The following is a 24,774-nucleotide window of genomic DNA, read 5'->3' as shown; positions in this document are numbered from 1 at the left end:
ATAAAAGGCAGACGGCAATATCTTTTGGTTGGTCTGCCTGAATCTATACCCTAGCCCTCGTTTTCATCTACAATTTGTTTCAAAGCTAATGCCAGCTGGTCTGGCTCCTGAGCACCTGAGATTAAGTATTTTTGATTTATGATAAACGCCGGAACCGAAGAAACACCAGCCTGTTGATATTGCTGTTCTTCCTGTCGGACCTCGTTGGCATATTCATCAGACTGTAAAACCTGTTGTGCTTTACTTTGATCAAGGCCGGCCTGTTCAACACATTTCAATAGAACCTGGGGGTCTTGCACAGACTCTGCTTCACCAAAATAAGCATCAAATAATGCCTGTTTCATTGCGGTTTGTTTGCCAAACTGGTGCGCCCATTTTACTAACCGATGCGCATCAAAAGTATTGGTGGTATATCGACTTTCCATTTTTTCAAAATTGAGCCCAAGTTCAGAAGCGATAGTCATCATTTGTTTCTGTGACTCAACAATTTGTGCTTCAGGCGCATTATATTTACGACACAAGGCGGGAAGAATAGGTTCTGGTTGCGCTTCGGGGTCTGGATTAAGTTCAAAGGCGCGCCAGGTTAGTTCAGTTTGAACATCGGGTAATAATTCGAGTGCTTTTTGCAACCGTGCATAACCAATAGCGCACCACGGACAGGCGATATCTGAAACCAAATCGATGGTAATTGTTGTCATAATGTACCTTACATTTTTGTGAAGCTTGAATAAGATATATGGATAGCAACCCAATTGCGCAACCGTACCTGAGCACTTAGTTATCTAATGAGCGGCTATCTGTTACTAAAGTGGAATGGATGATCCTTTCTGAGCTCAAAAGGTATTGATTTATATATCAAAGAATTACATGATTGACTGTCGTCGCCAGTAGCCCTGTTTTAAAATAAGTCGTAGGCTTGGCATAAGTATAAAGACCCTGTTTTCGACAGAGAGTCAGGGTAATCATAACCAAAAAGCTCCAGGAAACGGGATATTGAAATCTTCTACTCATATAAATCTGGTAACGCTCACAAAAGCGGATATTCGTGATGCGCACGTTTTTTCCGGTATCAGTCCGAAAGCTATGAAGAGGGTTTTTGCTACCTGGATAGTATTTGCCCTTATGGTACTGCTGTTGGTAATGCTGGCGCCTGGTCTCAGCGATACTTTTATTTTTACCACTGCCGCCATGCTGCTTATATTCACAGTTGCGATGTTTGCTCAAAGTCGGGTAGGTGAAGGGTGGCCAGCAATACTGGTCAGAAATGATCTGTTGTATGTGGTTCGTGACCCTTACAAGCGCGAGTTTTTTTGTCTTTCTCCTCAGTGGGTTCAACATGCAGAAGGCGCACTGATAAAACCCAATAAAAAGGCCATTGCATTGTTTTTACGTACCGAGAAACTCGCTGAGGATGATATTGAAATGCTTAATCAAGCGGTATGGCCACGTGATGACCGTTTGTTAGCACTTGCCCACTTTATCAGCCGGGAAAAAGCCTGTCGCGATATCAATAATTATTTGAAAGAACAAGCGTAATCATTTTGTAAAAATTTCCCGAATACCTATGCAGATTATTGCTGTTCATTTCATTAACGCTTTGTATTAAAGGCTGCCCACCGATGCGAGGGGGTCTTTTTTTAGAAAAGTATCGTTGAGAATAAGGTCTATTCAATTTTTTTCTTTGTTTTGATTTCTATTAATCCCTTACCTATCATTGTGTTGCAGATTTTTTTTGTGAAATCTACGCAGCTATTCTATTTTCTTACCCAAACACCAGGTCACATTTATCTGGCGTTATGCATATATGCTGGCCTATCTTATGCTTACCTGATTTACGCTTAAATTAAGCCAAATTAAGATTACACTGACAACTACTGCGTCAAACGCTGCAATTATGGAGAGCAATAACATGAGCACACAACCGGAAGTTAGTTTGTCAAAAACCTCAGGGTTACATGTTCTGGTCATTGAAAACGAACCGGTTACCGCAAGTGTCATTACGAGTGTTATGTCAGGGTTAGGGTGGACCGTAGATTTTGCTGCTAGTGGGAAAGCAGCCAAAAAATTACAACAACGTCAGACATATGATGTTGTTTTACTCGACGTAACATTACCCGATATTGAAGGGGGCAGCCTTTATCAACAAATAAAAAGCCAGCATGGGACTGCGTTGCCTGTACTGTTGATTAATGCGCTGAGCGAACAAGTTTGTGATGTGGCGGTTATGCCTGAAGATGATATTGTTCCAGATGCTGCCAACACCCGGGATATTATTTACCGGTGTCAGACGCTGGCATCTGCCAGCGCCGACGTAGCAATGAGTGCTTAGCTTTCTTTATTCGATTCGATGCTTGCTGCTTCACTTGTTTGAGGCGCCGAGGATGACTCGCATTGTTCGCAGTCCCTGGTGAGGTGTAACGAGGTATACAACGGAAAATGGTCCGAGCCATACCCGGGCAACCGTTTAATCTTAACCAAATCGAAATGGTCCGAGTGAAATACGTGATCCAGGGGCCAGCGTATTAATTTATATTTTGCATGGAACGTATTGAAAAAGCCCCGGCCCCGGCGAGGATCTCTTGCACCGGTTTGCTTTCTGAAGTTTCGGGTAGTGGGTGACCATGCTACGTCGTTTAAATCTCCGGCAATAATAACAGGACGATCTTCAGCCACTACTTCCTGCCCAACTAACGTTAGCTCTTCATCTCGGGGCCCGGCACTTTCATTTTCGGTTGGACTTGGCGGCTTAGGATGTAGCAAATACACTACAACCGGTTGCCCTTCAATTTCGATGGTAACCTGCATTGAAGGTACACCATCCTGAACAATATACCGTATGGTTTCTTCTTTAAAGGGAAGGCGGCTGTACAGATGCATTCCGTAGAGATTTTCCAGCGGACAAGCTAACCGGTACGGATAGTCGTTATGGATAGGTTCCATCGCATCTTCCCAATCCTGATTACTCTCAAGAGTGACCAGCATATCGGGTTTATGTTTGGTGACTAAATCTATAAGCCCCTGATAATTTTTATTATGCATGTAGACGTTGCTGGTCATGATGCTAAAAACCCTGTCCTGCTGAGGCGTCTTAACACGGCTGACTTCTTTAGGGCCAAATGACGAATAGGGATAAACCCAGCTAATTTGATACGCCAGACACAATAATAAAATAACGGTAGCAAATATAATTAACGAATCGGTTTGTTCAATCACCAGATAGCTAACCCATCCAATGATAGCCACTAAAATAATACAAATCTGTTGAACCCGTGGAAACTCCCACACTCGGATTAGCCAGTGTTCACCAGGTAAATGTGGTGCAATTGTCGTAAATATCATGACAATACTGAGTATACCTAAGACTTCAAACATGTAGCGCTTCCTATAAGAGGGATAAGAGGGGCGGTCTCATTATAAAGATATAATGCATATGCGTTAAACACTTATACTCCTTACGATATTGAAAAGCTAAGGTTCACCCGGTTTAAGTTCAGTGTAATCTTGCATTGCTATAGGCGAGTTTTACGCTATGCGGCGGTAAACCGTGCATTTAATTCATTCTTTAGTGCTAGATTCGTAAAAAAGAATAATGAATTCATAATCTTACGGTCTGATATTTCTGGCACGATTTAAGCATCAATGCATAAGTAACTATATAGGAGAGAATCCAATGAAACGTACAATTTTATCGCTATTTATTGCCAGCGTAGTAAGCACTACTGCGATGGCCGCTGACATGAAGTCTGATAACAACTGGGAAAAGGGCGCTAAAGATGCATGGATAGACGGCAAAGCTGAAGCAACATTACTGTTTAATGGAAATCTGAATTCATTTGATATCAATACTGATGTCAAAAATGGAAAAGTTGTTCTTACCGGAAAAGTGAAAAATTCTGTAGATAAAAAGCTTGCTGAAGAATTAGTTGTCAATATCGACGGGGTTACATCGGTCGATAATCAACTTACCATCGTTGACAACAACAGTATGATGACTGGCCAAAGCTCCAGTGAAAAGATGGCCAATGAAGGTGATGAGATGGAAGAGAGGGCTGAAAATACCTCTCAGAAAGCTGCGAGTGAGCTTACTGATGCGAAAATTGCGACGGTAATCAAAACGCGTTTATTAATGGACTCTGATATCTCTGGTTTTGACATCGATGTAGACGTTGAAGCAGGAAACGTAACCCTTACCGGGGAAGTGAAATCTGATGCTGAACAACAGTTAGCCGTGGAAATCGCGCAAAATGCTTCTGATGTGAAAAACGTTGAAAATAACCTAACCGTTAAACAACCAGAAACTATGAACTAATTTTTACTATCTAATACGATATAAGCGGCGCTTGCGCCGCTTTTTTTATCCCAAATGCTACATTTTCGCTCATTGATAATCAGTAAATTTTTACTTTGAGCAAGAACTCCCTGTAAATATTACCTTTCGATAAGAGCACAATACCAGTTTTGCACGCGGGTATCAGATGTAACAAAACTGCAACTTTTTCTGTAGGCGTTAATAAATAAGGGTTTTACAGTTTTTATTATACTTTTTGCTAAGTTGGTTCAATAGTTGAATATGATTGGATAACGAAAAGAGATATGTCAAAAGCTGAGTTTGTCTATATTGGTAACAATCGTAGCCGCTCAGAGACCTATAGAATATAGCATTGAGGGAAATTCTATGAAGCTGTTAAAAACCAAACGCTTTACCAAACCAGAAAACCGTTTTCAACAGTACCTGCAGAACCAACCCGTCTTCAATTGGTTTGACCGATACGAAGATAAAGAAGCATATGCCACCCCAGTTCCTGTAGATCAGGTTCAGGCCGGAAGCTGGATAGCTAAGCGCGCGGGCGAGTAATTTTTCTGTAGTAAGTTTTGGGTAAACAGGTTGCATTTTCTAACCACTACATCTTCAAAAGTGAGCATTGCAACCTTTCTTATATCCGGGTGACTTATATTAAAATAGTCGGTATAAAGTAACACCTATTTTCTCGCTAACTGACATTGTTATCAGACTCATCATTCAAAAGTTCAAGATATTTGTATCCGAGCGAATCTTTTTTCGATCATAGTACAAATAATCTACGTATGAATCGAATTATTAAATTGTCTGAATGGCATGACATTTTGGGCGAACATAATCTGATATAGGAAATATTGTCTGTGATATCATCAACACACTTTGGTTTGCCCATATTGTGTTTGAGCTTACTATTGTTAAATGGCTGTAGTAGTTCAGCACCTCCATCCCCAGCTAAAGCCTCTACAGCCAGTGAGCAACAGCAAAGCCCTTCACCCTCTAAAGTTGATGAGCTAAACGCAGGGAAAACCGTCACAGTAGAAACGAGTCAGGGAAATATCGAAGTTCAACCCACCGTAGTAGCAATTACTGATGCAAAGGCACAGAATGAAGCTCAAAGCGGTGCACCTACTGCCGTATTTTACAACGATCCCTGGGAAAGCTTTAACCGACAGGTTTTTGAACTTAATCATCAACTTTATAGCTATGTACTGATTCCAGCCGCAGAAGGATATCGTTATTTGATCCCCGCAGTTGGGCGAGAGAAGATTGGGAATGCCTTTGACAATATTCGCGAACCTCTGAATTTACTAAATAATCTGGCAGCAGGCGAATTTGCCGAAGCAGGAGCAAATCTTAGTCGGTTCTTAATCAATAGCACAGTAGGCTTATTCGGTTTATTTGACCCGGCAACGCATTGGTTTGACATTGGGGCGCATAAACAAACTATTGCAGACACATTATTTCATTATGACATTGCTTCTGGCCCTTACCTGGTATTGCCTTTTCTAGGCCCAAGTGACTCTCGCGGAGCTTTTTCTACGGTAGCTGAAGGAATCATTCATCCAATAAATCAGCTCACTGACTCACCCGAATCGTATTTTTTACGTGCATTTGATGGTTTTGATGACTTCTCTGGTCAGGCAGCAACCTATGAAAACCTGTATAAACAAGCTGATGACCCTTACCTGTATTTCCGCAATCAGTTTATACAAGGGCAACGCCGCGATGAATATTTTCACTTCAAAGAGCAGCAAAATGAAGAATAAACTCGCTCATTGGATAGTATCCGCCCGGTGGTTAATTATCATCACCTTCGGAATTTTGCTCGCGCTTGCGGTAACCCAACTATCAAAATTTAAAATTGATGCTTCGGCTGACACGCTATTGGTTAAAGACAATGCGCTTTATATAAAGAGTCAGGTCGCCGCTCAGGTATTTTCGCCTGAAGAGTTTATTCTGCTGGCCTATGAGCCTACCGGACACGAACTATTTTCTGAGCAGACTTTTAACGATCTGCAAATGTTGTCGACTGAAATTAACAAAATAGACCGGGTCAAAGCAGTCACCTCAATTCTCACCGTTCCTCTTATTCGTGACAAAAGTGTTTTAACATCAGGAACCGATGTTAACGCGCTGACCTGGCAGGCTAAGCAGTATTCGCCCGACCAAATGGAAACACTGGTTGCAGGTCATCCAATTTTTACTGACCTATTGGTCAACAAACAGGCTAGTGCTACGGCTATTCAGGTAGTGTTTGAAGACAATGAAACGCTCAGCAAGCTTGAAGCTGAAATTACCCGTATTCAGGCTCAGATGCTTGACGGCGAGTTGAGTGTAGCGCAAGAAAAAGAGCTTGAGCAGCTCAAGAAACAAGCTGAACCTATCAAAGCAACTTTGTCAAAGTTACGCCAGAATGAAATTCATCAACTTAACGATATTGCATCGCAAGTTGATGAGCGTGCCAATACTTACCTGGGTGGATCGTATGTAGTTGGCCAACATCTTATAGATATTATCCAGTCTGACCTGAAAACTTTTGGTTCTGCTATTGCTGGGGTTATCGCGCTACTTCTGTTTATACTCTATCGCACTATCAGGTGGGTAATATTTCCTTTAGCAGCATGCGCCATCAGCGTGGTGTTCACTATGGGGCTATTTGGATTCCTGGACTTGCGCACCACCGTAATCTCAGCAAACTTTGTTGCATTGCAGCTCATACTTACTCTGGCCGTAATGATTCACCTTATTGGTGCCTATCGGCAAATTAGTCGCGACGACGAATCATTGGATGGACACAAACGCATTGTAGCCACGCTAAAAGAAAAATTAGCACCCTGTTTTTTTGCTACGCTAACAACTTCCGTAGGGTTTGGAGCACTGATATTTAGTGGACTACAGCCGGTAATGGTCTTTGGATACATGATGCTTATCGCAATGATTATTACTATGCTGGTCAGTTTGTTGCTGTTCCCTGCTGTGCTTTCTTTATTACGTGCACGAAAAGAAACCACTGAGTTCGCTTTTGTAACCCGATTTTTCGAGGTTATGCGTAAACTTACGTTAAAGCACCCAATTACGATAAGTCTGGTAATGGTGGGGTTGTTTGGGGCGTTAGCAACAGGCATATCCCGCCTCAATGTTGAAAACTCCTTTATCGACTACTTTGCACAAGAAACCAGAGTCTACAAAGAGCTCGCGTTTATCGACCAACAGTTTGGCGGGTCGACTCCGTTGGATATCATTTTAAAAACCGAATCTGAAACAGACAACAATCAACTTGTTTTGAAAGCGGGTAATGTTAATCAATTACAACTTGTACAGGCCGCTGTTAATGCTTTTGAAGCCACCGGAAGCGTTACCTCTGTAGTAAACTTTACTCAATTAGCTCGCCAGCTGAATGATGATCGTCCTCTTACCGAGTATGAGTTGACCACCATTTATCATCTGCTAGATGAAAAAGTAGTTAATCAACTTATTGGTTCGTATTTTTCTGCCGAAAACAACCAACTTCGAATTTCGGTTCGGGTGCAGGACACCACCGCAGGTTTAGATCGTGCCGACTTTTTGGAAAACCTTAAGCAGGATATTCAAACCGTGGGTGTCGAGGCGCAAAATGTAGAATTGACCGGGTTGTTTGTCTTGTATCAAGATATTTTAAGTCGGCTGTTCGATTCTCAGATAAAAACGCTGGGTATTGTATACGTTGTTTTAGGTTTGGTACTGCTGGCTATATTCCGGTCAGTCAAAATAGCGCTTATAGCCCTTGTTCCGAATATTCTTACCACACTTGGAATACTGGGCATGATAGGTTGGCTGGCCATTCCGTTGGATATTATGACAATCACCATTGCCGCTATTGCGATGGGTATTGCAGTAGATGATACCATTCACTTCTTGCACGCTTATTTAACGGGTATGAAGAACGGGGAAGGGCGCACTGTTGCTGAAAAAGCAGGACGGTCAGCTTTCGGGCACACAGGTTTAGCCATATTGTTCACCACCACTATTATCGCAGCTGGCTTTTCGTTGTTCGGCTTTTCCGATTTTATTCCCAGTGTAAACTTTGGTCTGTTAACCGCTACAGCTATGGTCATGGCCTTAATTACCGACATAACGCTACTTCCCGCATTACTAAATAAGTTTGTCGCCAAACCCAAAAGCGCCTGAATAATTATTGTTGTTACCCGGACCTACGCAGCGTTGTGTAGGTCCATTCCATTTCAGCCCCACACGCATACCAAATAACTCAAAATACCTTACAATACCTCAGCAATCATAACACCAGGTGATCAGTCGTGGGGGCGTTCTAATGGCCTAAGAGGTTATGTGCTTTGCTTTATACATTGTCTTATTAGTGAATAGTCAATAACCTAGAGACGGCTTATAGCTTGATAACAACGGCTAAGCATCCGGTAGTAGTTATGCCTTGACAGCGCGAGAGTATGCTGCAGATACTTTGTGGTCTGAAAATCTAATATGGACTGCTGATGGAGAGAGCTCATGACTATGCACAAACGCTACCGGGCGTCAGCCCATACTCATACTATTTAAGAATTTACGATAGTATATATACGCTAACTGAATAAAATCATAATGTTAGCACCGATTTTGTGGCAGGGAGGTAAACTACGCAACCTGATACTTTGCGAAGGGTGTGTAATCGTTCTATAAAGTGAGCGTATGAAACGAGGTTCCTAAGAAATCAATATTCCAGGAATATAGTCTGACGATTTGAAATGTTGGAAGTAAAAAAGCTCGAACTAAGGTTATAAAAAAACCGACACATGGCCGGTTTTTTCAAATTGAAGAGATGATTAGCAATCTTTATCTTCTGCTTTCATGCCTTCTTTTACATCTTCACAAGTATCTTCAACAGCGTTACCTGCCTCATTTACTGCTTCATCTATTTTTTCACCCGCATTCTCAGCGCCGCCGTCATCACATGCGCTTAGAGAAAATGCAAAACCGGCTACCAAAAGTGTTTTCAGTAAATTTTTGTACGACAACATAGTTCTTGCTCCTTTAATTAATTATTATACTTTTGGTGATTTTCCGCGCAGCGCACCGGCGATCAAAGAAATGACCAACAGAGCTACAAACACGAAAAATAAGAACTGGGCAATGCCTGTTGCTGCACCTGCAATGCCGCCAAAGCCAAAAACTGCTGCAATAATGGCGATTATAAAAAATGTAACAGCCCAACCTAACATAATTTCATCCTCGTATCGCTTCCTTAAATTCAATTTAATATATGCGCCATTCATGCCATAATTTTAAGTTGTTGATATGACTGATAATTTCTTATTTTCATTCGTTTTTAGATTGAGGTTTAACGAATTTTTATCTGGTCGGTAGAGTAGACTCTGCACTTTTTACACAGCTAAACAATAATGTACCAAAATACAAAAGTTACACAGTATGAGGTAACACGATGATTTTTTAAGTTTAAAGTGCGTTGCTTATACAATAGATAACCAGAGGAAAGTTAAGCGTGTCGTTATTACGCTCTTATGTTATCAATTTGTAATATCCAGGTTTCAACCTATGAGGATAGTTTGACAAGGTAGGGCAATAAAATGTGCTACCTAAAGCACTATTTTTAAAATCACTCAGTAAAGATTCTGCGGGGCACTAGGGTAAGATACACTGCTTCAACCGGCTATGGCTGAAGTGTAATGAAACGTGCCAATTTCTTCTCTACACTGTTGTAGCCTACACCGAATCCTACGTAGATCGCAGGCTAATTTCTGTGGTGGATGCTCTTTGAGAGCGTTATCTATTTTAGCTAACACTTTATCTTCAATGGCTTTTAACTGCGTTACGTAATTATAAGCGTTTGTTGGGTTAACCGTATTCAAAAGTTTTTTATACATAGTTTTAATGCCCTTTGAACGTGTCGCTGGACATTTTTCTGACTCAGGAGACTGGCTTGGTAAATAGCTGCTTAAAATACGAACTGCCTGCTTTTTTTCAAGTAGCATTCTGTTAAACATCGCCTGGGCATTATGATCGGCAATCTTATTTAAACCATCATTGTAAAATTTAATGCCACCATTTAATACTTTGATAATATCGTTGAGCAAATCGATATTAGCGGGTAGCTGATTCATTTTACTGCTCCTGTGAAACTTTTAAAGAATTAAGCCAATATGAAAATAACAGATGCACAGCCCATTCCAGAAAACCAATTAATAAAACTAACTGGCAATAAAAATTAACCCTAATATCATATAGTTAAGTTTATTCTTAGAATAAAGAAGGCGGGTGTGAATTAGGTTGATTAAGCACTGCGCACAATTTTCTGACAAAATGTAAAAAGGTGAGATAAATCTCACCTATTATTGCTTTCTTTAATTAGCGGCAGAAGGATGTTTCGACAAAATTTCAGAAGTACGAAATGCCTGGTCGCCTGCGGCAGCCTGACTATTTCCCATTCTGGCAACAATAGAATAATAAATATCTTTTGTTTTTGTTTTTTCAACCCGAAGATCGGCATCACTGGTCTCAAATGGTTGAGCAACTTCGTTACATCCGGACATTGTACATTGTTCATCTCGCAATACAGTTGGAACCGAATTGTTACTTTCTCTGACCACCTTTTTTCCGGTTCTTGTTTTACGCTCAATATCTGTTTTTACAATCGCTACCCAATCGTAACCTTGCTTCTGTGCAAGCTCTGCGGCCCGATACAACGTAAACTCCTGAACTTTATCAGCGGGAGTCGCCTGGGTCGCTTTAAACATAATTCTGTATTCACTTGCACTAAGCTCCATACTGGAATAACCGTAGTTATTAGCAGAAGCTGCCTTGATATAGGGAGTAGGTTCGGTAGGGGAGGAAGTCGCACAGCCTACTGTTATAAATAAAGTTGAAAGTGCGCTAATGGCGAAAATGTAACGTCGGGCTATTTGGTGCGAAGCAGCCATACTGAATGTCCTTAGGTGATAATCTGGAAAAATGCAGTACGGATAAACGTAAAGATTGCTGATTTTCGTTTTGTTTTAGGATCGCTGGTTGTGGCACCTTTAAACGCGCCGGCGGCAAAAATAGCGGCTATAACTGCTGGTTTTCCAAATAATAATTGTAAACGACGTTTAGCACTGGTCTGCATATAATCAGCACGTTGTTTTACCAATGAATACTCTTTATGAGCAGCATCGACATTGCGTAATTCGTTAGACAAAAACATAAGGTTAGGTTACTCCTTTTGGCTCTTTCCTGCATTACCTGTGACGGCGTTTAAAATTGGCATCAGAGAAATATGTTTATAACTTTCAAGTACTGCCTTTACGCAAAATAATAATCCGATACCGTTCATTACCAGTAAAATTATTGTTGTGCCTAATAAAGGCATACCAGCTCTATCTAAGCCAATACCGATTGCTGCATTAACAATAAGCCAGCAAAAACAGATAAGAACAAAAGCTCCAATCAATCCGATTGCTGAAATAACAATTGATTTTTTTACAAGAGCGGTTTCTGCACCTAAAACAGTTTTTAACGAGTCAAATTGGTCTCGTTTATGAGAAAACATGTTTTCAATTGCAGTTTTGGTTTCGCTAAAGGTAGGATCGTCATGAATTGATACATCTTTTGAGCAATCGCTTACCCAACCAGTATCACTGGTTGGGCAGAACGACACAGGCCGCTCAGGCCTGAAAGATGCCTTGGCAAAGTCAGAAGGTGACATTTTACCCGGCATAATATTTACTTCTTACGCATCAAAGAAGTAATCAGCATACCTGCTGCAAACGCAATACCTGCAGTGGCAACTGGGTTTTCAATAGCGTATCTACGCATTGGAGAAGCCAACCATTTCTTTTCTGCTAAACGCTTTTGTGCAGAAAGATTTTCAGCTGAGTCAGATGCAGTAGTGCGAAGGTTTTCTTCGGCACGACTGGCTGATGAAGCTAGCTTATCAACCGATGCATGCAAGGTCTCTTGAACTTTATCAATCATCGGATGAGTAGAGTCTGCAGTTGCCTTGGTTTTATCGGTGGTTGTATTTGCCGTTGTAGTCGTAGTCGGGCGTGCTTGTGTAGCCATACTTATCTCCTTGATTTTTAATATGTACAGCTAAGAGCCTGCAAAGGCTATACCACTAAATAAAATCTGTTAAGCTTTTGTTTCTAATGGTTTTTTGTAATCGTTTGACGATAGAAATCAAAAGTTAGCGGTAATTCCTGCACGTAATTGTAAGAATTTCTCGACCAAGATTTTATTCACTAAAAAGTGCAAGCAAGTCAGATTTACTAACGGGTTTTAACAAAGCTTTCTCAATATTATTCTCACTTAGTTGCTCAGCATTGGGTTCGCGGCCGCTAACAATAATAATTTCCAATTCAGGACAAAGTTCGCGAAGTTTCGGTGCCAGTTCCAACCCATGGTAATCTGGTAGAGTAAGATCGAGTAAAGCGTGCTGAAAATCGCCGTGTTCAAGTTTCTCCATAGCCTCTTCGCCACTCTGGGCGATATCTGCACTATGTCCTTGATGTGTAAGCAATAGCTGCATAAGTTCGGCAGCATCACTATCATCTTCTATTACCAGAATGCGTTTTACAGAATCTTTGACGGTATTCTCAATAACGGTTTCATGGGGAGATGACGGTTTTAAGCCTTCAGATTCGCTTTTTGAAGTACTTTGGAAGTTCGGCGGCGCAGGCGTCAAGCTTGTTTCGACACCGCTGGACCGGATTAGGTATTGGTCTAACACTTCCATCAATGCATTTTTTTCAATGGGCTTTCCTAATACACCATCAAAACCTTCGTCAAGAAGCGACTGGCGCAAACCTTTCCGGCTGGCTGCTGTTATCGCAACTACCGCGGTTTGGCAGTTGTGTTTACGTAGTGCCTTTAATGCATCAATTCCATTCATTACCGGCATGTGTATATCCATTAGCACCAAATGGAAGGGCTGACCCTCTTGTTCAGCTATTAAAGCAGCTTCAAGTGCCTTTACTCCATTTTCGGCATAAGCAACCTGAGCATGACACTGACTGACCAGATGTCCGGTCAGGCGGCGTAATTCGCGTAAGTCATCAACAATCAGCACACGTCCCGACACATGCAGGTTCATCTCTGGCGTGTTTCGTATAGCAGGGCTCGAAAGATTTAATAATTCACGTGGTTGTTTTGAGATATCGCCAGGGTGGATATAGAACGAAAACGTACTGCCCTTACCAAATGTCGAAGACACTGATATTTCACCTTGCATCTTACTGACAAGTTCTCTACAGATTGCCAATCCTAGCCCCGCGCCACCATGGTTTGCCCGCATCACATCTTCTATTTGCTCAAATGGATGAAATATATCATCCAGTTTGTCCGGGGGCATTCCCACCCCAGAGTCGCTAACCTGAAAACGTAGCATCTCGTCTTTGTTTTTGCCCAAACCTGGTACCACATCAACCAAAATTTCAACTTTACCCGAGTCAGTAAATTTCACTGCGTTGCTTATCAAATTAATAAGAACCTGACGTAAGCGGGTAGGATCAGCGCGAATAACCTCTGGAACCGGTTCGGGACAATCGATGGAAAGTTGTAAGCCTTTGTCTTTTGCCGTCAAGTTCATCAATGAATGAACATCAGTCATGAATCCGGCTAAATCTACGTCTTTGGGTGATAGTTCTAACTTATTGGCCATGATACGAGACATATCTAACAAGTCGTTCAAAAGGCTTAAAAGATGTTTGCCGTTTGTGTGAATTATCGAAAGCTCAGGGTCTATACGTTCATTGCCTGCATCATCAAGCAATAACTCTGTATAGCCTAGAATAGAGGTGAGGGGAGTGCGAAGCTCGTGGCCTAAATGGGCTAAGAATTTATCTTTTGCTTTATTTTGTTGTTCAACTTTATGACGTTCTACACGTTCATTTTCAATTTCGCGGCGAACCATGGCATAGCGCATTGTTCGCATAAATCTGGGTGTTTCAATTTCACTTTTATTGAGATAATCGGCTGCGCCAGCACGCATTACCATTTCATCTACTTTTGTGTCCGTTTGGCCTGTTAATATAACAACTGGTATATTGATACCTTTTGATTTTATAACACTGAGTACATCTAAGGCATTCTCTGAACCAAGAATATAATCAAGCAAACAAATATCGAAAATCTTACATCGAAAAGCAGCGACTGCTTCCGAACTGTTAGTCACCCAGGTTATATCGAACCTGGGCTCCTCGCACTGAGAAAGATAATCAGCAGTTAGAAAATAATCATCCTCATCGTCTTCGATAAGTAAAACTCGGATAAGGTCACTCACAGTACATCTCAGTCCAGCTGGTTAATCGTGTGGAAGTTCTACAAACTCAATCCAATAACGGCCCAAAGTGCGCATCAGATCGACCAGGCCCTCAAAATTGACGGGTTTGGTAATGTAGGATGCACAACCCAGATCATAGCCCCTAAGCATATCTTCTTCCTCTTTAGAGGTTGTCAGAATAACGACCGGGATACCTCGTAACGCAGGATCAGCTTTTATTTCTTGTAATGCTTCACGCCCATCCATGCGAGGCATGTTTAAATCAAGTAATATTAAACTGGGGCGAGGCGTATCTTCTGAATTTGCATATTTTCCTTCGCGGCGCAGAAACTCAAGCAACTCAATGCCATCTTCTACACAATAAAGATTGTTTAAAACACGACTTTCTTTTAATGCATCTAACGTTAACAAACGATCATCTTCATCATCGTCAGCCATTAAAATATTTATGGGTAAAGGCGCTTTACCGGTCATTTTCTACCACTCCTTGACTCGACAAATTGGCAAACGGTTCAGCGTTTACCGGTATTATAATCTTAAATTTTGCTCCACTACCGGGTTCGCTATAAGCGCGAATCAGGCCGTTGTGGCGCTCAACGATGCGGCGACATACCGCTAAACCTATGCCGGTACCTTTGTAGGTGCCGCGGCCATGCAGGCGCTGAAAAGGTGCAAAAATCTTTTCTGCAAACGATTGCTCAAAACCGATGCCATTGTCTTCTACGCAAATTGTAACCCAATCAAACTCATCTTTGTTGTGAAATGACGCAATCTCTTCAGGTTCAGAAGTTCGCGAGTACACCTTAACAATAGGCAAAACGTTGGGCTGACTGAATTTTAAAGCATTCGACAATAGGTTCAGCATTAACTGCTCAGCCTGAGATTTGTCCGCATTGATGGTCGGAAGTGCGCCAATTTCTAACGTAGCCTCAGACTCTTCAATCGCTATTTCTAAATCATCTACCACAGATTTGACCGTATTGTTCAAATTCACTTCCGTGAAGTCTTTGCCACGGGTAGATACTCGTGAAAAGGCCAGCAGGTCGCTGATTAGCATAGACATTCGCTCTGCCGCGTTAAGCATACGATTCAAAAAATCAAGGCCCCGCTCGTCAATCACATCGGCATACCCTGCTTCAATTCGATTACCAAACGCCCGAATTTTTCTTAAGGGTTCCTGTAAATCGTGAGAGGCGACAAAAGCAAAATCCTCGAGTTCACGGTTACTACGCGCAAGCTCATCAGAATAAACTTGTAGTTCCTGTGTTCGTTTGGCTATTTTGTGCTCAAGTTCCGCATTTACGTTTTCTAACGTATGCTGATGCCTTGAATTCTCGCGCATATTCATTTTTATAAGAGCAAAAATCGCAATAATTAAAAATGCGGTTGTGAAGCCAGAGATAATCAGGGTGTTAATAGAGTCAGTACGAAGTTTTAATAGTTTATTCAGGTGATCAGTTTGAGCTTTCTTTTCTGACTCATCTATTTTTAAAAATAAATTTCTAAATTTATCATGCAAAAGTAAATTGCGGGCGCTCTCTAAAATTGAAATTGCACGTTCTCTGTTACCCGCACTTTGAGCCTGGACTGCTCTATCCATTTCATCAACTTTCGCTTTCGTCAGCGGTATCAGCTGTAAAATCTTCTCAGAATGCGTAGGCATTGATGTTATTTGAGCGCTGGTAGTGACTTCGCTCATGATATTTATCAGTTGTTCTTTAGCAGTTTGATAGTTTGACAAATAACGTTCATCGTTTGTCAGCAGGTAACCACGTTTAGCCGATTCGGCGTGCAGCACTCTGGAATGCAGATTGTTAATAGTGCTTATGACCTGGGAGGTATCAAACAAGCGCTCCTCAAGAACGGCGAGTTTGTCTAATGTACTGATAACATAAAACGAGTTTGCGGTTATAACGAGAACAATAATACCAACCAGAAATATCCAACTGTATATCGATTGGAACAACTTATTAAACATACATTTATGCGTCCGACTGAGAATTGCTTAAAGCGTCCATCATATGGGTTAGCGCTTCGCTGCAATCCTTAGTACTTATTATTATTTTATCTAAAGCCTGCTTTGCCCGCTCTGGGGGCACATCGCCATCCAAAGCCATTTTAATGAGTTCAGCCTGCATCGAAATTCGGTTTAATGGTTTGCGGGCATCGTGTACCTGCTTGGCCATTACAGTCAGTTCTTCCTCAGTCATAGTATCTCCCTTAGGCTAATCGTCTTTACTTAAATCGCCGTAGGCATGCAAACGGTTGTACAGTGTTTTAGTACTGATTCCTAACATTTCAGCCGCAAGGGTTTTATTTCCATTCACTTTTTCAAGGGTGGCGTATATAAGTTCTTTTTCAACGTCTTCTATAGTACGACCGGCTTGCAAAGCGGGTGTAGTAGACTGTTTTTTAGCAAACGGAGACTCAATAGTTTTAGGAAGCTGAATATCTTGCTTATCAGGATCACTCATAATGGCCGCGCGATGCACAAAGTGTCGCAGTTCACGCACATTACCGGGCCAATCATAGGCTTTAAGCGTATCTAGCTGTGCATCTTTCCATACAAAATTGGTACTGTTTTCTTTATTGAGTTCGGCAATAAAAGAGGAGGCTAATAAAGGAATGTCTTCTTTTCTTTCCCGCAAAGGAGGTATGGTAATAGGAAAGACCGCCAGCCTGAAATAAATGTCTTCGCGCAGAACTTTACTTTCGGCGATTTCTTCCATTTGACGGTTAGTAGCAGAAACTACCCGACAGTTTATAGGTATCGTTTTTGTGCCGCCAACACGAATCACAACCCTGTTTTCAAGTACTCTTAACAGGTTAGGCTGCATGTCGATAGGCATTTCGGTAATTTCATCAAGAAATAAGGTACCGTTTTCAGCTTGTTCAAACACACCGGATTTACGGCCCACCGCGCCAGTAAATGCACCTTTCTCGTGTCCGAATAACTCACTTCCAATCAGTTCTTTTGAAAATGCACCGCAGTTGGTAGCAATGTAAGGACCTTCAACATCTGAGGCAGCATGAATGGCTTCAGCAACGACTTCTTTACCTACACCACTTTCACCCAGCAACATTACATTAGCGCTGGTTCGGCTTACTCTTTCAATCAGTTTGTACAGCTCTTTCATGGAGGCTGATTCGCCGATCAAATGACCAAAATACTTTTTGATAGTGGCTTTACCAACGGCTTCATTCTTTTTATCTTTTCTGCCGCTGAGAACCGCTTCAATTTCTTCGCGTTGAATAGGCTTTACGAGGTAGTCGATGTTGGGCCCGCATAAACCTTTGATAATCCCTCTAACTGAAGGGTGGCCGGTAATCAGAGTGACCCGTGGACGCTTAGGAAGGGCATCAAGTTCATCAAACAAGTGTACGCCGCTGCCATCAGGCAACATGAAGTCTAACAGGATATGATCAAATTTCTCTTTTGTAAGCCAGTCCCGCGCTTCACTGAGATTTGCTGCAGTTAACACCTCATGGCCCAAAAACTCAATTATAGTACATGCTACATCGGTGAATTCTGGGTCGTCGTCAACAAGTAAAACAGTTAACACAGATTATTTCCTATCGTTTTTGTTTTATTAAGCAATAAACCGTTTACTGTATTTATAGCTTAATAGATCACTTTAATTATGGTCAGTTTACGGGTAACGTGCTGAAATAGGAACAGATAATTGCTATTAAACAGCATCTTTGATTGCAGCTGGCACGTAATTCGCTATGCTTATTTTATCAATCACATCATTTTGTCACAATAGAGACGATAGGTAACCGACAATGTCAGATTTTGCGGCAATGCATTCAATGAGTTTGCACGAGCTTCTTGGACGTATGCAAAGCGCCGGAAAACAAGAGAAAATTACGTTTGGTGAACTGCTGACAATGATGGAAAAAAGAGGTTTTGGCCCTATGTTAGCGGTTCCTGCCTTTATCTGTTCGACACCTATTGGTGCTATTCCGGGTATTCCAACTGTTACGGGTATCACTATCTTTCTTATTTCTATGCAAGTTTTACTGGCCAAATCCCATCCCTGGTTACCGGCGGCAATAACTCAGATTGGTATAGGGCGAAGTTCTTTGAATAAGGGCGTAGATAAAATCAGCCCGATTGTGACTAAAGTTGACAGGCTATTGATGCCACGTTGGTTTTTCATGCGAAATATCTTGTTCAGAAGCCTAATCGCGTTAAGTTGTGCATTGTGTGGCTTGATGATGGTACCTCTGGAGCTGGTGCCTTTTTTAGGACTAATCCCGGCCGGTGCCGTATTTATAATGGCGATAGGCATGGCTACCGACGATGGGGCAGTAGCATTACTAGGGTTGACCCTTGCATGCGTGGGCTTTTTTATGGGCGGTCAGCAAGTAATGTCGTTATTCGGATAACTCGCTATCTTTACCCTTATAGAATAGCGAATTGATATCAGCCACCGGTGCGGGTTTTCCGAAGAAATACCCCTGACCTACATCACAACCTAACCGAGTTAATAACATTGCCTGGCTTTGCTGTTCAATTCCCTCTGCAACAACCTGAATATCCAGGTTATGACAAAGGGCAATCATTGCCTCAACAATTTTTTCATCTTTTGCGTTGTTGGTAATATCTATAATAAAAGCGCGATCCAGTTTAATGGTATGAACATCTAACTCTCGCAAATAAGCAAATGAACTCATTCCCGTACCAAAATCGTCGATGGACGTTTTAATTCCTAAGGCATTAAATGCTGAAATAAGGCGTTTACTTACAGAAATATCCACCATCGTCGCGCTTTCGGTTAGCTCAAACTCTAAACTGGCGGGGTTTATTCCGCTTTCTGCCAAAACCTTTTCTACAAAGGGAACAAAAGCAGTATCAACAAGATTATAGGCCGATAAATTAACCGCCACCGGCATGGGAGTATGGTTGTCTTCCCATTGTTTGATTTGTTTGACCGCGCTTTCGATGGTATAGCGTGTAAACGCATGAACAATGCCGCTTTGCTCAACCAGTTCTATGAAATACCCTGGTGATAACAAACCTTCATCTGGGTGATTCCATCTAACAATAGCCTCAGCACCACAAAGGGTACCATCAACCAGACTGACTTTAGGTTGATAATACAATTCAAACTGATTTTGCTGTAATGCTGTGCGCAGTTGACTTCGTAGTGTAACTGCTACCGTATTATTATGAGCAAGACGTTCGTTGTATACCTGAATACCCAGGCGCATGCGTTTTGCTCGTAACATGGCATTTTCGGCATTTTGTACAAGAGTTTCAGCATCACTGCCGTGTTCGGGCGCGCAGGCGACACCAATACTGCATCCTATTTCAAATTCGCTTTTGCCAATAATTAAAGGTTCACGACACTCATACAATAAGTTAAAAGCCCGACTCATTACTTCATCAGTATTTAGTTGTGGGAACCAAACAACAAACTCGTCACTGCGATACCGGTATAACTTTGTTTGAGAGCGCATTAATTGTCTGAGTCTTAGCGCAAACGCTTTAAGTATTCGATCGCCCATATCATGGCCCAATGCATCGTTGATGTCGCGAAAACGATCTAAATCAAGAAACATCAAAGCGCCGGATTTGTTTTTTAGATCCAAACCCGACAACAACGCGTTGCGGTTATACAATTTCGTAAGGTTGTCGACCAGGGCTAGTTTTTCAAGGCTTTTATTGGCGCTTTCAAACCGCCTGGCTATGAAAGAGGACATAATAAGTGCTGACCAAATTGACAGCCAGAATGTTAAAAAGGCAGCCACCGAAAGCCGACTGATAACGTGCTCTGAAATGGTCGACATGTCGGATAATTTCCAAATCACGGTTAATGGCTTTTTGCTCTGGGCCAAAATATCACTGTGAACATAGTACTCTTCATCCCCCGAGGTGAAAAAGCCAGTTTGTTTTAACGGCTGAAGGAAGGTTTGTGGAGCTAATCGAGGGTCACGGTAAAGCTCTTTTTGGTCGAACTCTATGATTAGAATATCTTCGGCGAGTATCGATAAATCACGGGGCACAAGCGATACACCATCATCGATAGTAGTGTTGGCAATAATTGGGGCAAGAAGTGTTTTTACATCGCCGTACTGCTCTTCAAAAGATTGACGCTCTAAGTCTTTTTCCATCTCCAGAAGCAGATTATAACCAACGTAACAAAAAATGGTTATAACCAGAACAGAAAGCATTACCGAACCTAACAGCAGCCGTTTGCGTAAGTTACTGTCACTTTTAATAAGTTCGAGGTTATCGGGCATAAACTGTTTGGCCTATGTTCAACAAAATTCGAAAGCAACTATTACTGCCAAGAGTTGAGCGAATAAAAAACAAAGTGTTTTTTCCTGCCGTCGAAACAAAAATAGGTAAAAAAGTCGCTATTTTCAAGAATGTGCGCTTTTCTTCCTACAAAGGTTAAGAAATAAATTGATTCGGTTTGCATATTTTTATAATTGTTTTTTGCCATGTACTTATACCGCTATCAAGCATAAATTTCAATGCTTATCTGTACTTGCGAAATTTCAGAACTCTACAATGAGACAATGTTAGCTCTATCTCCCTCATCAAGAAACTAATGAGATAAACGACAAACTTTTGGTTATAGTTTATGACTAAAAAGTGAGCTGGAAACAGCATTGCAATAAAATTCAGCAAAAAACTAAAATAAAAATTGAGGCGCTGTACATTAATTCCTTTTGAAAAAAATTGTCCTGAAATTCACTGCAATCACTTTAATTAAAGGGAATGTGCGCGCTCGTAGCTATTTGGTTAGCCAAAAATGCGCGGTAATTGTAAGGGTTCGCTTTAATAAGAATAATCTGTGAACTTATTCTTATTAGAACAAAGTGAAGAAAAAGAGTGCTACTCAAACTTCTGGTTAGATCACTTGGTTGTTCAGGGGAGGTAGCAATGCGTTCTGATTTATCATGAAGTAAATAAAAGATTATTTATGTTCTGATGATGTAATGGGACCCAAGCTATTACACGGGGTAATGGGCCGAAGGTGACAATGAAATATCGGAAGGGCCCCGTGTTTGATAGAAAGAGGGCCAGGTCAGTTACTATAATTGTTTTGCTATATAGATTTAAGGTGAGTCTTGGTTGAAAACATTTTGTATTTCGCCAATATCACTAATAATTGCGTTAGTTTGGGTATAGCCTAAACGATAGAGCTGTTCAGCGGCAAGTTGCGCCCTGACTCCCGAGGCACAATGCAAGTAAACAGGCCGGTCTGGATTTTTAAATTTTTCTAACACCTTCATTTCAAGAATTCCTCTAGGAATTATAAAAGAAGGGCGTACCGGAGATTCAGTTGATTCAGAAGGTTCCCGAACATCAATAAGAATACCCTGATTTTCTTTTATTTCTTGCGCAGCTTCAGATGCCGTCACCTTTCGAATTTCCTGGGGAATAGCCTGAATTCTTTCTTGAATTGATTTAAGCACACTGCCTCCTATAAATCTTTAGACAAATCACCATTAGAAAGTACTAATATGATTAAGGTGTAAACTATTTTTTAACGGATATCTTTTAACTGTCTTATTTGTGCGACCAATAGCCTTGTCTGTGAACATGGCTTCGCGTTTCAATACAACTATAAAACACTTACTACTTTAGTATAAATGTCTGCCATCACCAACGAACCCAAAACTACCGAAGTTATACTTGAACATGCTAATGAAGCAGAGCAATTTTTAAAGCAATTAGCCAACAAAACACGCTTAATGGTGCTAACGTCGCTAATAGGTAATGAGCTTTCAGTTTCTGACCTGCTGACCCGAATCGATGTGACCCAGCCCGTGCTTTCACAACATCTTGCTTTACTACGCGAAGCTGGAATGGTTGCCACCCGTCGTGCAGGCCAGGTAATTTATTACCGTTTAACAGACGAGCGGGTAAATCGTGTGCTGGGTTTATTACACACGTTTTACCCTGAGCCGGTATCTAGTTAGACCAATTTGGCAGGATCAAGCAGAGCTTTAAGCTCTGCCTCATCCAGGTCAGTCATTTCTTTAGCAACTTCTAATATGTCTCGCTTATCTGCATAAGCCTGCTTTGCAATTTCAGAACCTTTTTCATAACCAATACGCTGATTAAGTGCGGTTACCAAAATAGGATTTTTAGCTAAAACTTCATCTAGCTTTTCTTGATTAACCTCAAAAGTGGCTATGGCTTTTTCTGACAAATGCGTGCAGCTATTAGAAAGTAGCTCAATTGCTTTAATTAAGTTTCGACCTATCAACGGCAGCATAACATTTAACTGAAAATTACCCGATTGTGCGGCCACCGTGATTGCAGTGTGATAGCCCATTACCTGTGCACACGCCATGGCCACGGCCTCGGGTATTACCGGGTTTACTTTGCCTGGCATAATACTGCTGCCCGCTTGTAGTTTAGGTAAACTAATTTCACCTAAACCAGCCAGCGGTCCACTGTTCATCCAGCGTATGTCGTTACTAATTTTCATTAGCGCGGCCGCCAAAGTATTAAGTTGGCCGGCCAACTCCAGCGCTGTATCCTGAGATGAGATAGCAGCAAAATGATTATCAGTTACGCTAAAGGTAGTGTCTAAATACCGACCCAATGCCGAGCAAACCTTTCCCCCAAACTCTTTATCGGTATTAATTCCCGTACCCACCGCTGTACCACCAATAGCTAAGCGAGTAAGACGCTGAATAGTATCTTCTATTCGCAATTTTGATTGCTTAAGCTGAGCCTGCCATCCTGACATCTCCTGACTCATTTTTACTGGCATGGCATCCATCAAATGAGTTCGGCCGGTCTTGATGATACCCTCAACCTCTTCCATTTTCTCATTCAACGTTTTATGGCTAAATTCCAAAGCAGGAATTAAAGAACGTTTTAATACCATCACCGAACTCACATGAATCGTTGTCGGTATCACATCGTTTGAGCTCTGGCCCATGTTAACATCATCATTTGGGTGAATTTTTTCACCCAATGATTCGCTGGCTAAAGTAGCAATAACTTCGTTAGCGTTCATGTTGGTGCTGGTGCCAGATCCGGTTTGGTAAACATCTATCGGAAATTGAGCATCATGTTTGCCTTCAGCAACCTCCATCGCGGCCGCACAAATAGCTTCACAGCGGGATTTGTCGAGATTGTTTAGTTCGTAATTTGCAGTTGCGCATGCTGCTTTAATATAACCCAATGCATGAATAAAGGCAGCGGGCATGGATTCCTGCGAAATAGCAAAATTATCAATCGCAAGGGATGTCTGTTTTTGGTAAAGCGTAGTAGTCATAAAATCAAGCCTTCGCTAAAATAGATTCCAGATAAGCTGCGTCAGCAAGCCGGTCCATGTCGATTTCCGGTTTTTCCATCAGAGCGTCATGCGATAGATTTACCTGTACTTTGTGACTTGACCAATCGATATTTTTTACGTCGGTAGGGCGAACCGCTAATTTCTTTCCGCCAGGTAACCAGTTATTGGTGTCAATGACGAAAAGTTGCAGCGTCCATCCTGAGTTATCAAATATGAAATCAGTAATATGACCTACGTCATCATCCAGGGTTTCTACGTCATACCCGTGAACTTCATTGCATGAGCGTAAATGATTTGTCGGTTTTGTCGGAGCTTGTTCAACTTCTTTTTCAAGATCCTGCTCAGCCAGTTGCGTTGGGTGAGAAAAGTTGCCCCAGGCCCCTGGACCAATCCAATAGTAGCCATACCCAAAATACTTAAACAACGTTTCTTCGTATTCGCGACTCACCGGCTTGTGTTCGTCAATCGAAGGGCCTTCTTTTATTGATTGAGAAGACATGTTGATGGACAACCACTGCTCTTCAGTATCGACTTTGTTGACCGCGATAGGTGATATAACAACTTTACGGCTAAGTGGAAGCCAACTATTTGTATCCGCAACCAAATATCTTGCAACAAAGTCCTGATCGTCAAAAAGGATGTCTTTACAGCCGCCGATATCACCATCAGTGGCGTGAATTGAATATTGCTTCATCTGCTTATGGGAAATCATATTTTACAATCCTTCTGGAAAGTCTGGCCTTCAAAGGTGAAGACGATTTAATATTCAATTCGTTATGGTCGGGCTGATGGATCAAAAAAGGGCCCTTGATAAAAGGATTGACGAGCGGGGGTAAGTTGACAAGCGCAGTAGCTAACAACGTGTGTACGACACATTATAGAGTAGCAAGATGACGAAGCACGGTAAGGCACGTTGCCCGTATTTATGACCACAT

The 24,774-nt window shown here is 41.6% G+C and carries 26 protein-coding genes; 8 read left to right on the top strand and 18 right to left on the bottom strand.

Going from position 1 to position 24,774, the window contains the following annotated elements:
• Positions 1 to 50 precede the first annotated feature (50 nt).
• Positions 51 to 698 (bottom strand): DsbA family oxidoreductase, encoded by a 648-nt coding sequence (locus tag JK130_RS03585; RefSeq protein WP_218352846.1) that lies wholly within the window; start codon positions 696 to 698, stop codon positions 51 to 53.
• 295 nt (positions 699 to 993) lie between these two features.
• Here JK130_RS03585 and JK130_RS03580 point away from each other — a divergent pair, with 295 nt between their 5' ends.
• Positions 994 to 1,536: a hypothetical protein gene (locus tag JK130_RS03580; protein WP_218352845.1), complete on the top strand. Its 543-nt coding sequence runs from the start codon at positions 994 to 996 to the stop codon at positions 1,534 to 1,536.
• Between the two features lie 373 nt (positions 1,537 to 1,909).
• Positions 1,910 to 2,329 (top strand): response regulator transcription factor, encoded by a 420-nt coding sequence (locus JK130_RS03575; protein WP_218352844.1) that lies wholly within the window; start codon positions 1,910 to 1,912, stop codon positions 2,327 to 2,329.
• Here JK130_RS03575 and JK130_RS03570 read toward each other — a convergent pair.
• Entirely contained in the window at positions 2,326 to 3,372 is a 1,047-nt protein-coding gene (locus tag JK130_RS03570) for an endonuclease/exonuclease/phosphatase family protein (RefSeq protein WP_218352843.1), read from the bottom strand. The genes JK130_RS03575 and JK130_RS03570 overlap by 4 nt on opposite strands.
• 298 nt (positions 3,373 to 3,670) lie before the next feature.
• Between JK130_RS03570 and JK130_RS03565 the strand changes: the two genes are divergently transcribed.
• The 4 genes from JK130_RS03565 to JK130_RS03550 all read left to right on the top strand — a co-directional run bounded on the left by JK130_RS03565 (position 3,671) and on the right by JK130_RS03550 (position 8,467).
• Entirely contained in the window at positions 3,671 to 4,309 is a 639-nt protein-coding gene (locus tag JK130_RS03565; protein WP_218352842.1) for a BON domain-containing protein, read from the top strand.
• 366 nt (positions 4,310 to 4,675) lie between these two features.
• A complete protein-coding gene (locus tag JK130_RS03560; RefSeq protein ID WP_218352841.1) occupies positions 4,676 to 4,855 on the top strand; it encodes a hypothetical protein in 180 nt (59 codons plus the stop codon).
• Positions 4,856 to 5,160: 305 nt separating this feature from the next.
• On the top strand, positions 5,161 to 6,066 hold the full coding sequence (locus tag JK130_RS03555; protein ID WP_218352840.1) for an MlaA family lipoprotein: 906 nt from the start codon (positions 5,161 to 5,163) through the stop codon (positions 6,064 to 6,066).
• Positions 6,056 to 8,467 (top strand): efflux RND transporter permease subunit, encoded by a 2,412-nt coding sequence (locus JK130_RS03550; RefSeq protein ID WP_218352839.1) that lies wholly within the window; start codon positions 6,056 to 6,058, stop codon positions 8,465 to 8,467. Before JK130_RS03555 ends, JK130_RS03550 begins: the two co-directional genes overlap by 11 nt.
• A gap of 647 nt (positions 8,468 to 9,114) precedes the next feature.
• On the opposite strand, the gene JK130_RS03545 is transcribed toward JK130_RS03550, so the two are convergent.
• From JK130_RS03545 to JK130_RS03490, 12 genes are all read right to left on the bottom strand, one after another.
• Positions 9,115 to 9,309, bottom strand: coding sequence for a hypothetical protein (locus JK130_RS03545; RefSeq protein WP_218352838.1), 195 nt, complete (start codon positions 9,307 to 9,309; stop codon positions 9,115 to 9,117).
• A gap of 24 nt (positions 9,310 to 9,333) precedes the next feature.
• Positions 9,334 to 9,510 (bottom strand): DUF1328 domain-containing protein, encoded by a 177-nt coding sequence (locus JK130_RS03540; RefSeq protein WP_218352837.1) that lies wholly within the window; start codon positions 9,508 to 9,510, stop codon positions 9,334 to 9,336.
• Positions 9,511 to 9,951: 441 nt separating this feature from the next.
• A complete protein-coding gene (locus JK130_RS03535) occupies positions 9,952 to 10,410 on the bottom strand; it encodes a DUF2383 domain-containing protein (RefSeq protein ID WP_218352836.1) in 459 nt (152 codons plus the stop codon).
• 240 nt (positions 10,411 to 10,650) lie between these two features.
• Entirely contained in the window at positions 10,651 to 11,226 is a 576-nt protein-coding gene (locus tag JK130_RS03530) for a CC0125/CC1285 family lipoprotein (protein WP_218352835.1), read from the bottom strand.
• A gap of 11 nt (positions 11,227 to 11,237) precedes the next feature.
• The gene (locus JK130_RS03525) at positions 11,238 to 11,489 is read right to left on the bottom strand and encodes a hypothetical protein (RefSeq protein ID WP_218352834.1); all 252 of its coding nucleotides are present in this window, start codon (positions 11,487 to 11,489) and stop codon (positions 11,238 to 11,240) included.
• Between the two features lie 9 nt (positions 11,490 to 11,498).
• Positions 11,499 to 12,002, bottom strand: a complete 504-nt coding sequence (locus JK130_RS03520) for a hypothetical protein (protein WP_218352833.1) — start codon at positions 12,000 to 12,002, stop codon at positions 11,499 to 11,501.
• Positions 12,003 to 12,007: 5 nt separating this feature from the next.
• Complete coding sequence (locus JK130_RS03515) at positions 12,008 to 12,346, bottom strand: DUF883 domain-containing protein (RefSeq protein ID WP_218352832.1); 339 nt, start codon at positions 12,344 to 12,346, stop codon at positions 12,008 to 12,010.
• Between the two features lie 172 nt (positions 12,347 to 12,518).
• Entirely contained in the window at positions 12,519 to 14,564 is a 2,046-nt protein-coding gene (locus tag JK130_RS03510; RefSeq protein ID WP_218352831.1) for a response regulator, read from the bottom strand.
• A 21-nt stretch (positions 14,565 to 14,585) separates the two neighbouring features.
• A complete protein-coding gene (locus tag JK130_RS03505) occupies positions 14,586 to 15,038 on the bottom strand; it encodes a response regulator (protein ID WP_218352830.1) in 453 nt (150 codons plus the stop codon).
• Positions 15,028 to 16,542: a sensor histidine kinase gene (locus JK130_RS03500; RefSeq protein WP_218352829.1), complete on the bottom strand. Its 1,515-nt coding sequence runs from the start codon at positions 16,540 to 16,542 to the stop codon at positions 15,028 to 15,030. The genes JK130_RS03505 and JK130_RS03500 overlap by 11 nt, the downstream gene beginning before the upstream one ends.
• A gap of 4 nt (positions 16,543 to 16,546) precedes the next feature.
• The gene (locus JK130_RS03495; protein WP_218352828.1) at positions 16,547 to 16,774 is read right to left on the bottom strand and encodes a hypothetical protein; all 228 of its coding nucleotides are present in this window, start codon (positions 16,772 to 16,774) and stop codon (positions 16,547 to 16,549) included.
• Between the two features lie 15 nt (positions 16,775 to 16,789).
• A complete protein-coding gene (locus JK130_RS03490) occupies positions 16,790 to 18,127 on the bottom strand; it encodes a sigma-54-dependent transcriptional regulator (protein WP_218352827.1) in 1,338 nt (445 codons plus the stop codon).
• A 223-nt stretch (positions 18,128 to 18,350) separates the two neighbouring features.
• Here JK130_RS03490 and JK130_RS03485 point away from each other — a divergent pair, with 223 nt between their 5' ends.
• Positions 18,351 to 18,956 carry an exopolysaccharide biosynthesis protein gene (locus JK130_RS03485; protein ID WP_218352826.1) on the top strand — a complete coding sequence of 202 codons (606 nt, stop codon included), beginning with the start codon at positions 18,351 to 18,353 and terminating at the stop codon, positions 18,954 to 18,956.
• On the opposite strand, the gene JK130_RS03480 is transcribed toward JK130_RS03485, so the two are convergent.
• On the bottom strand, positions 18,945 to 20,813 hold the full coding sequence (locus JK130_RS03480) for a putative bifunctional diguanylate cyclase/phosphodiesterase (protein ID WP_218352825.1): 1,869 nt from the start codon (positions 20,811 to 20,813) through the stop codon (positions 18,945 to 18,947). The genes JK130_RS03485 and JK130_RS03480 overlap by 12 nt on opposite strands.
• A gap of 825 nt (positions 20,814 to 21,638) precedes the next feature.
• The gene (locus JK130_RS03475; RefSeq protein WP_218352824.1) at positions 21,639 to 21,998 is read right to left on the bottom strand and encodes a rhodanese-like domain-containing protein; all 360 of its coding nucleotides are present in this window, start codon (positions 21,996 to 21,998) and stop codon (positions 21,639 to 21,641) included.
• Positions 21,999 to 22,175: 177 nt separating this feature from the next.
• On the opposite strand from JK130_RS03475, the gene JK130_RS03470 reads away from it, so the two are divergent.
• Positions 22,176 to 22,505, top strand: a complete 330-nt coding sequence (locus JK130_RS03470) for an ArsR/SmtB family transcription factor (protein ID WP_218352823.1) — start codon at positions 22,176 to 22,178, stop codon at positions 22,503 to 22,505.
• Here the strand turns inward: JK130_RS03470 and JK130_RS03465 are convergent.
• Together JK130_RS03465 and JK130_RS03460 are read right to left on the bottom strand one after the other, a co-directional pair.
• Positions 22,502 to 23,818 carry a class II fumarate hydratase gene (locus JK130_RS03465; RefSeq protein WP_218352822.1) on the bottom strand — a complete coding sequence of 439 codons (1,317 nt, stop codon included), beginning with the start codon at positions 23,816 to 23,818 and terminating at the stop codon, positions 22,502 to 22,504. The two genes, JK130_RS03470 and JK130_RS03465, sit on opposite strands and share 4 nt — an antisense overlap.
• A gap of 4 nt (positions 23,819 to 23,822) precedes the next feature.
• Complete coding sequence (locus JK130_RS03460) at positions 23,823 to 24,551, bottom strand: PRC-barrel domain containing protein (RefSeq protein WP_218352821.1); 729 nt, start codon at positions 24,549 to 24,551, stop codon at positions 23,823 to 23,825.
• Positions 24,552 to 24,774: the final 223 nt, after the last annotated feature.

The organism is Alteromonas lipotrueiana (genome assembly GCF_019249245.1).
Taxonomy (GTDB): Bacteria; Pseudomonadota; Gammaproteobacteria; order Enterobacterales; family Alteromonadaceae; genus Alteromonas; species Alteromonas lipotrueiana.
The sequence above is the reverse complement of the archived record's forward strand: the minus strand, read 5'-3'. Positions and strand labels throughout refer to the sequence as shown.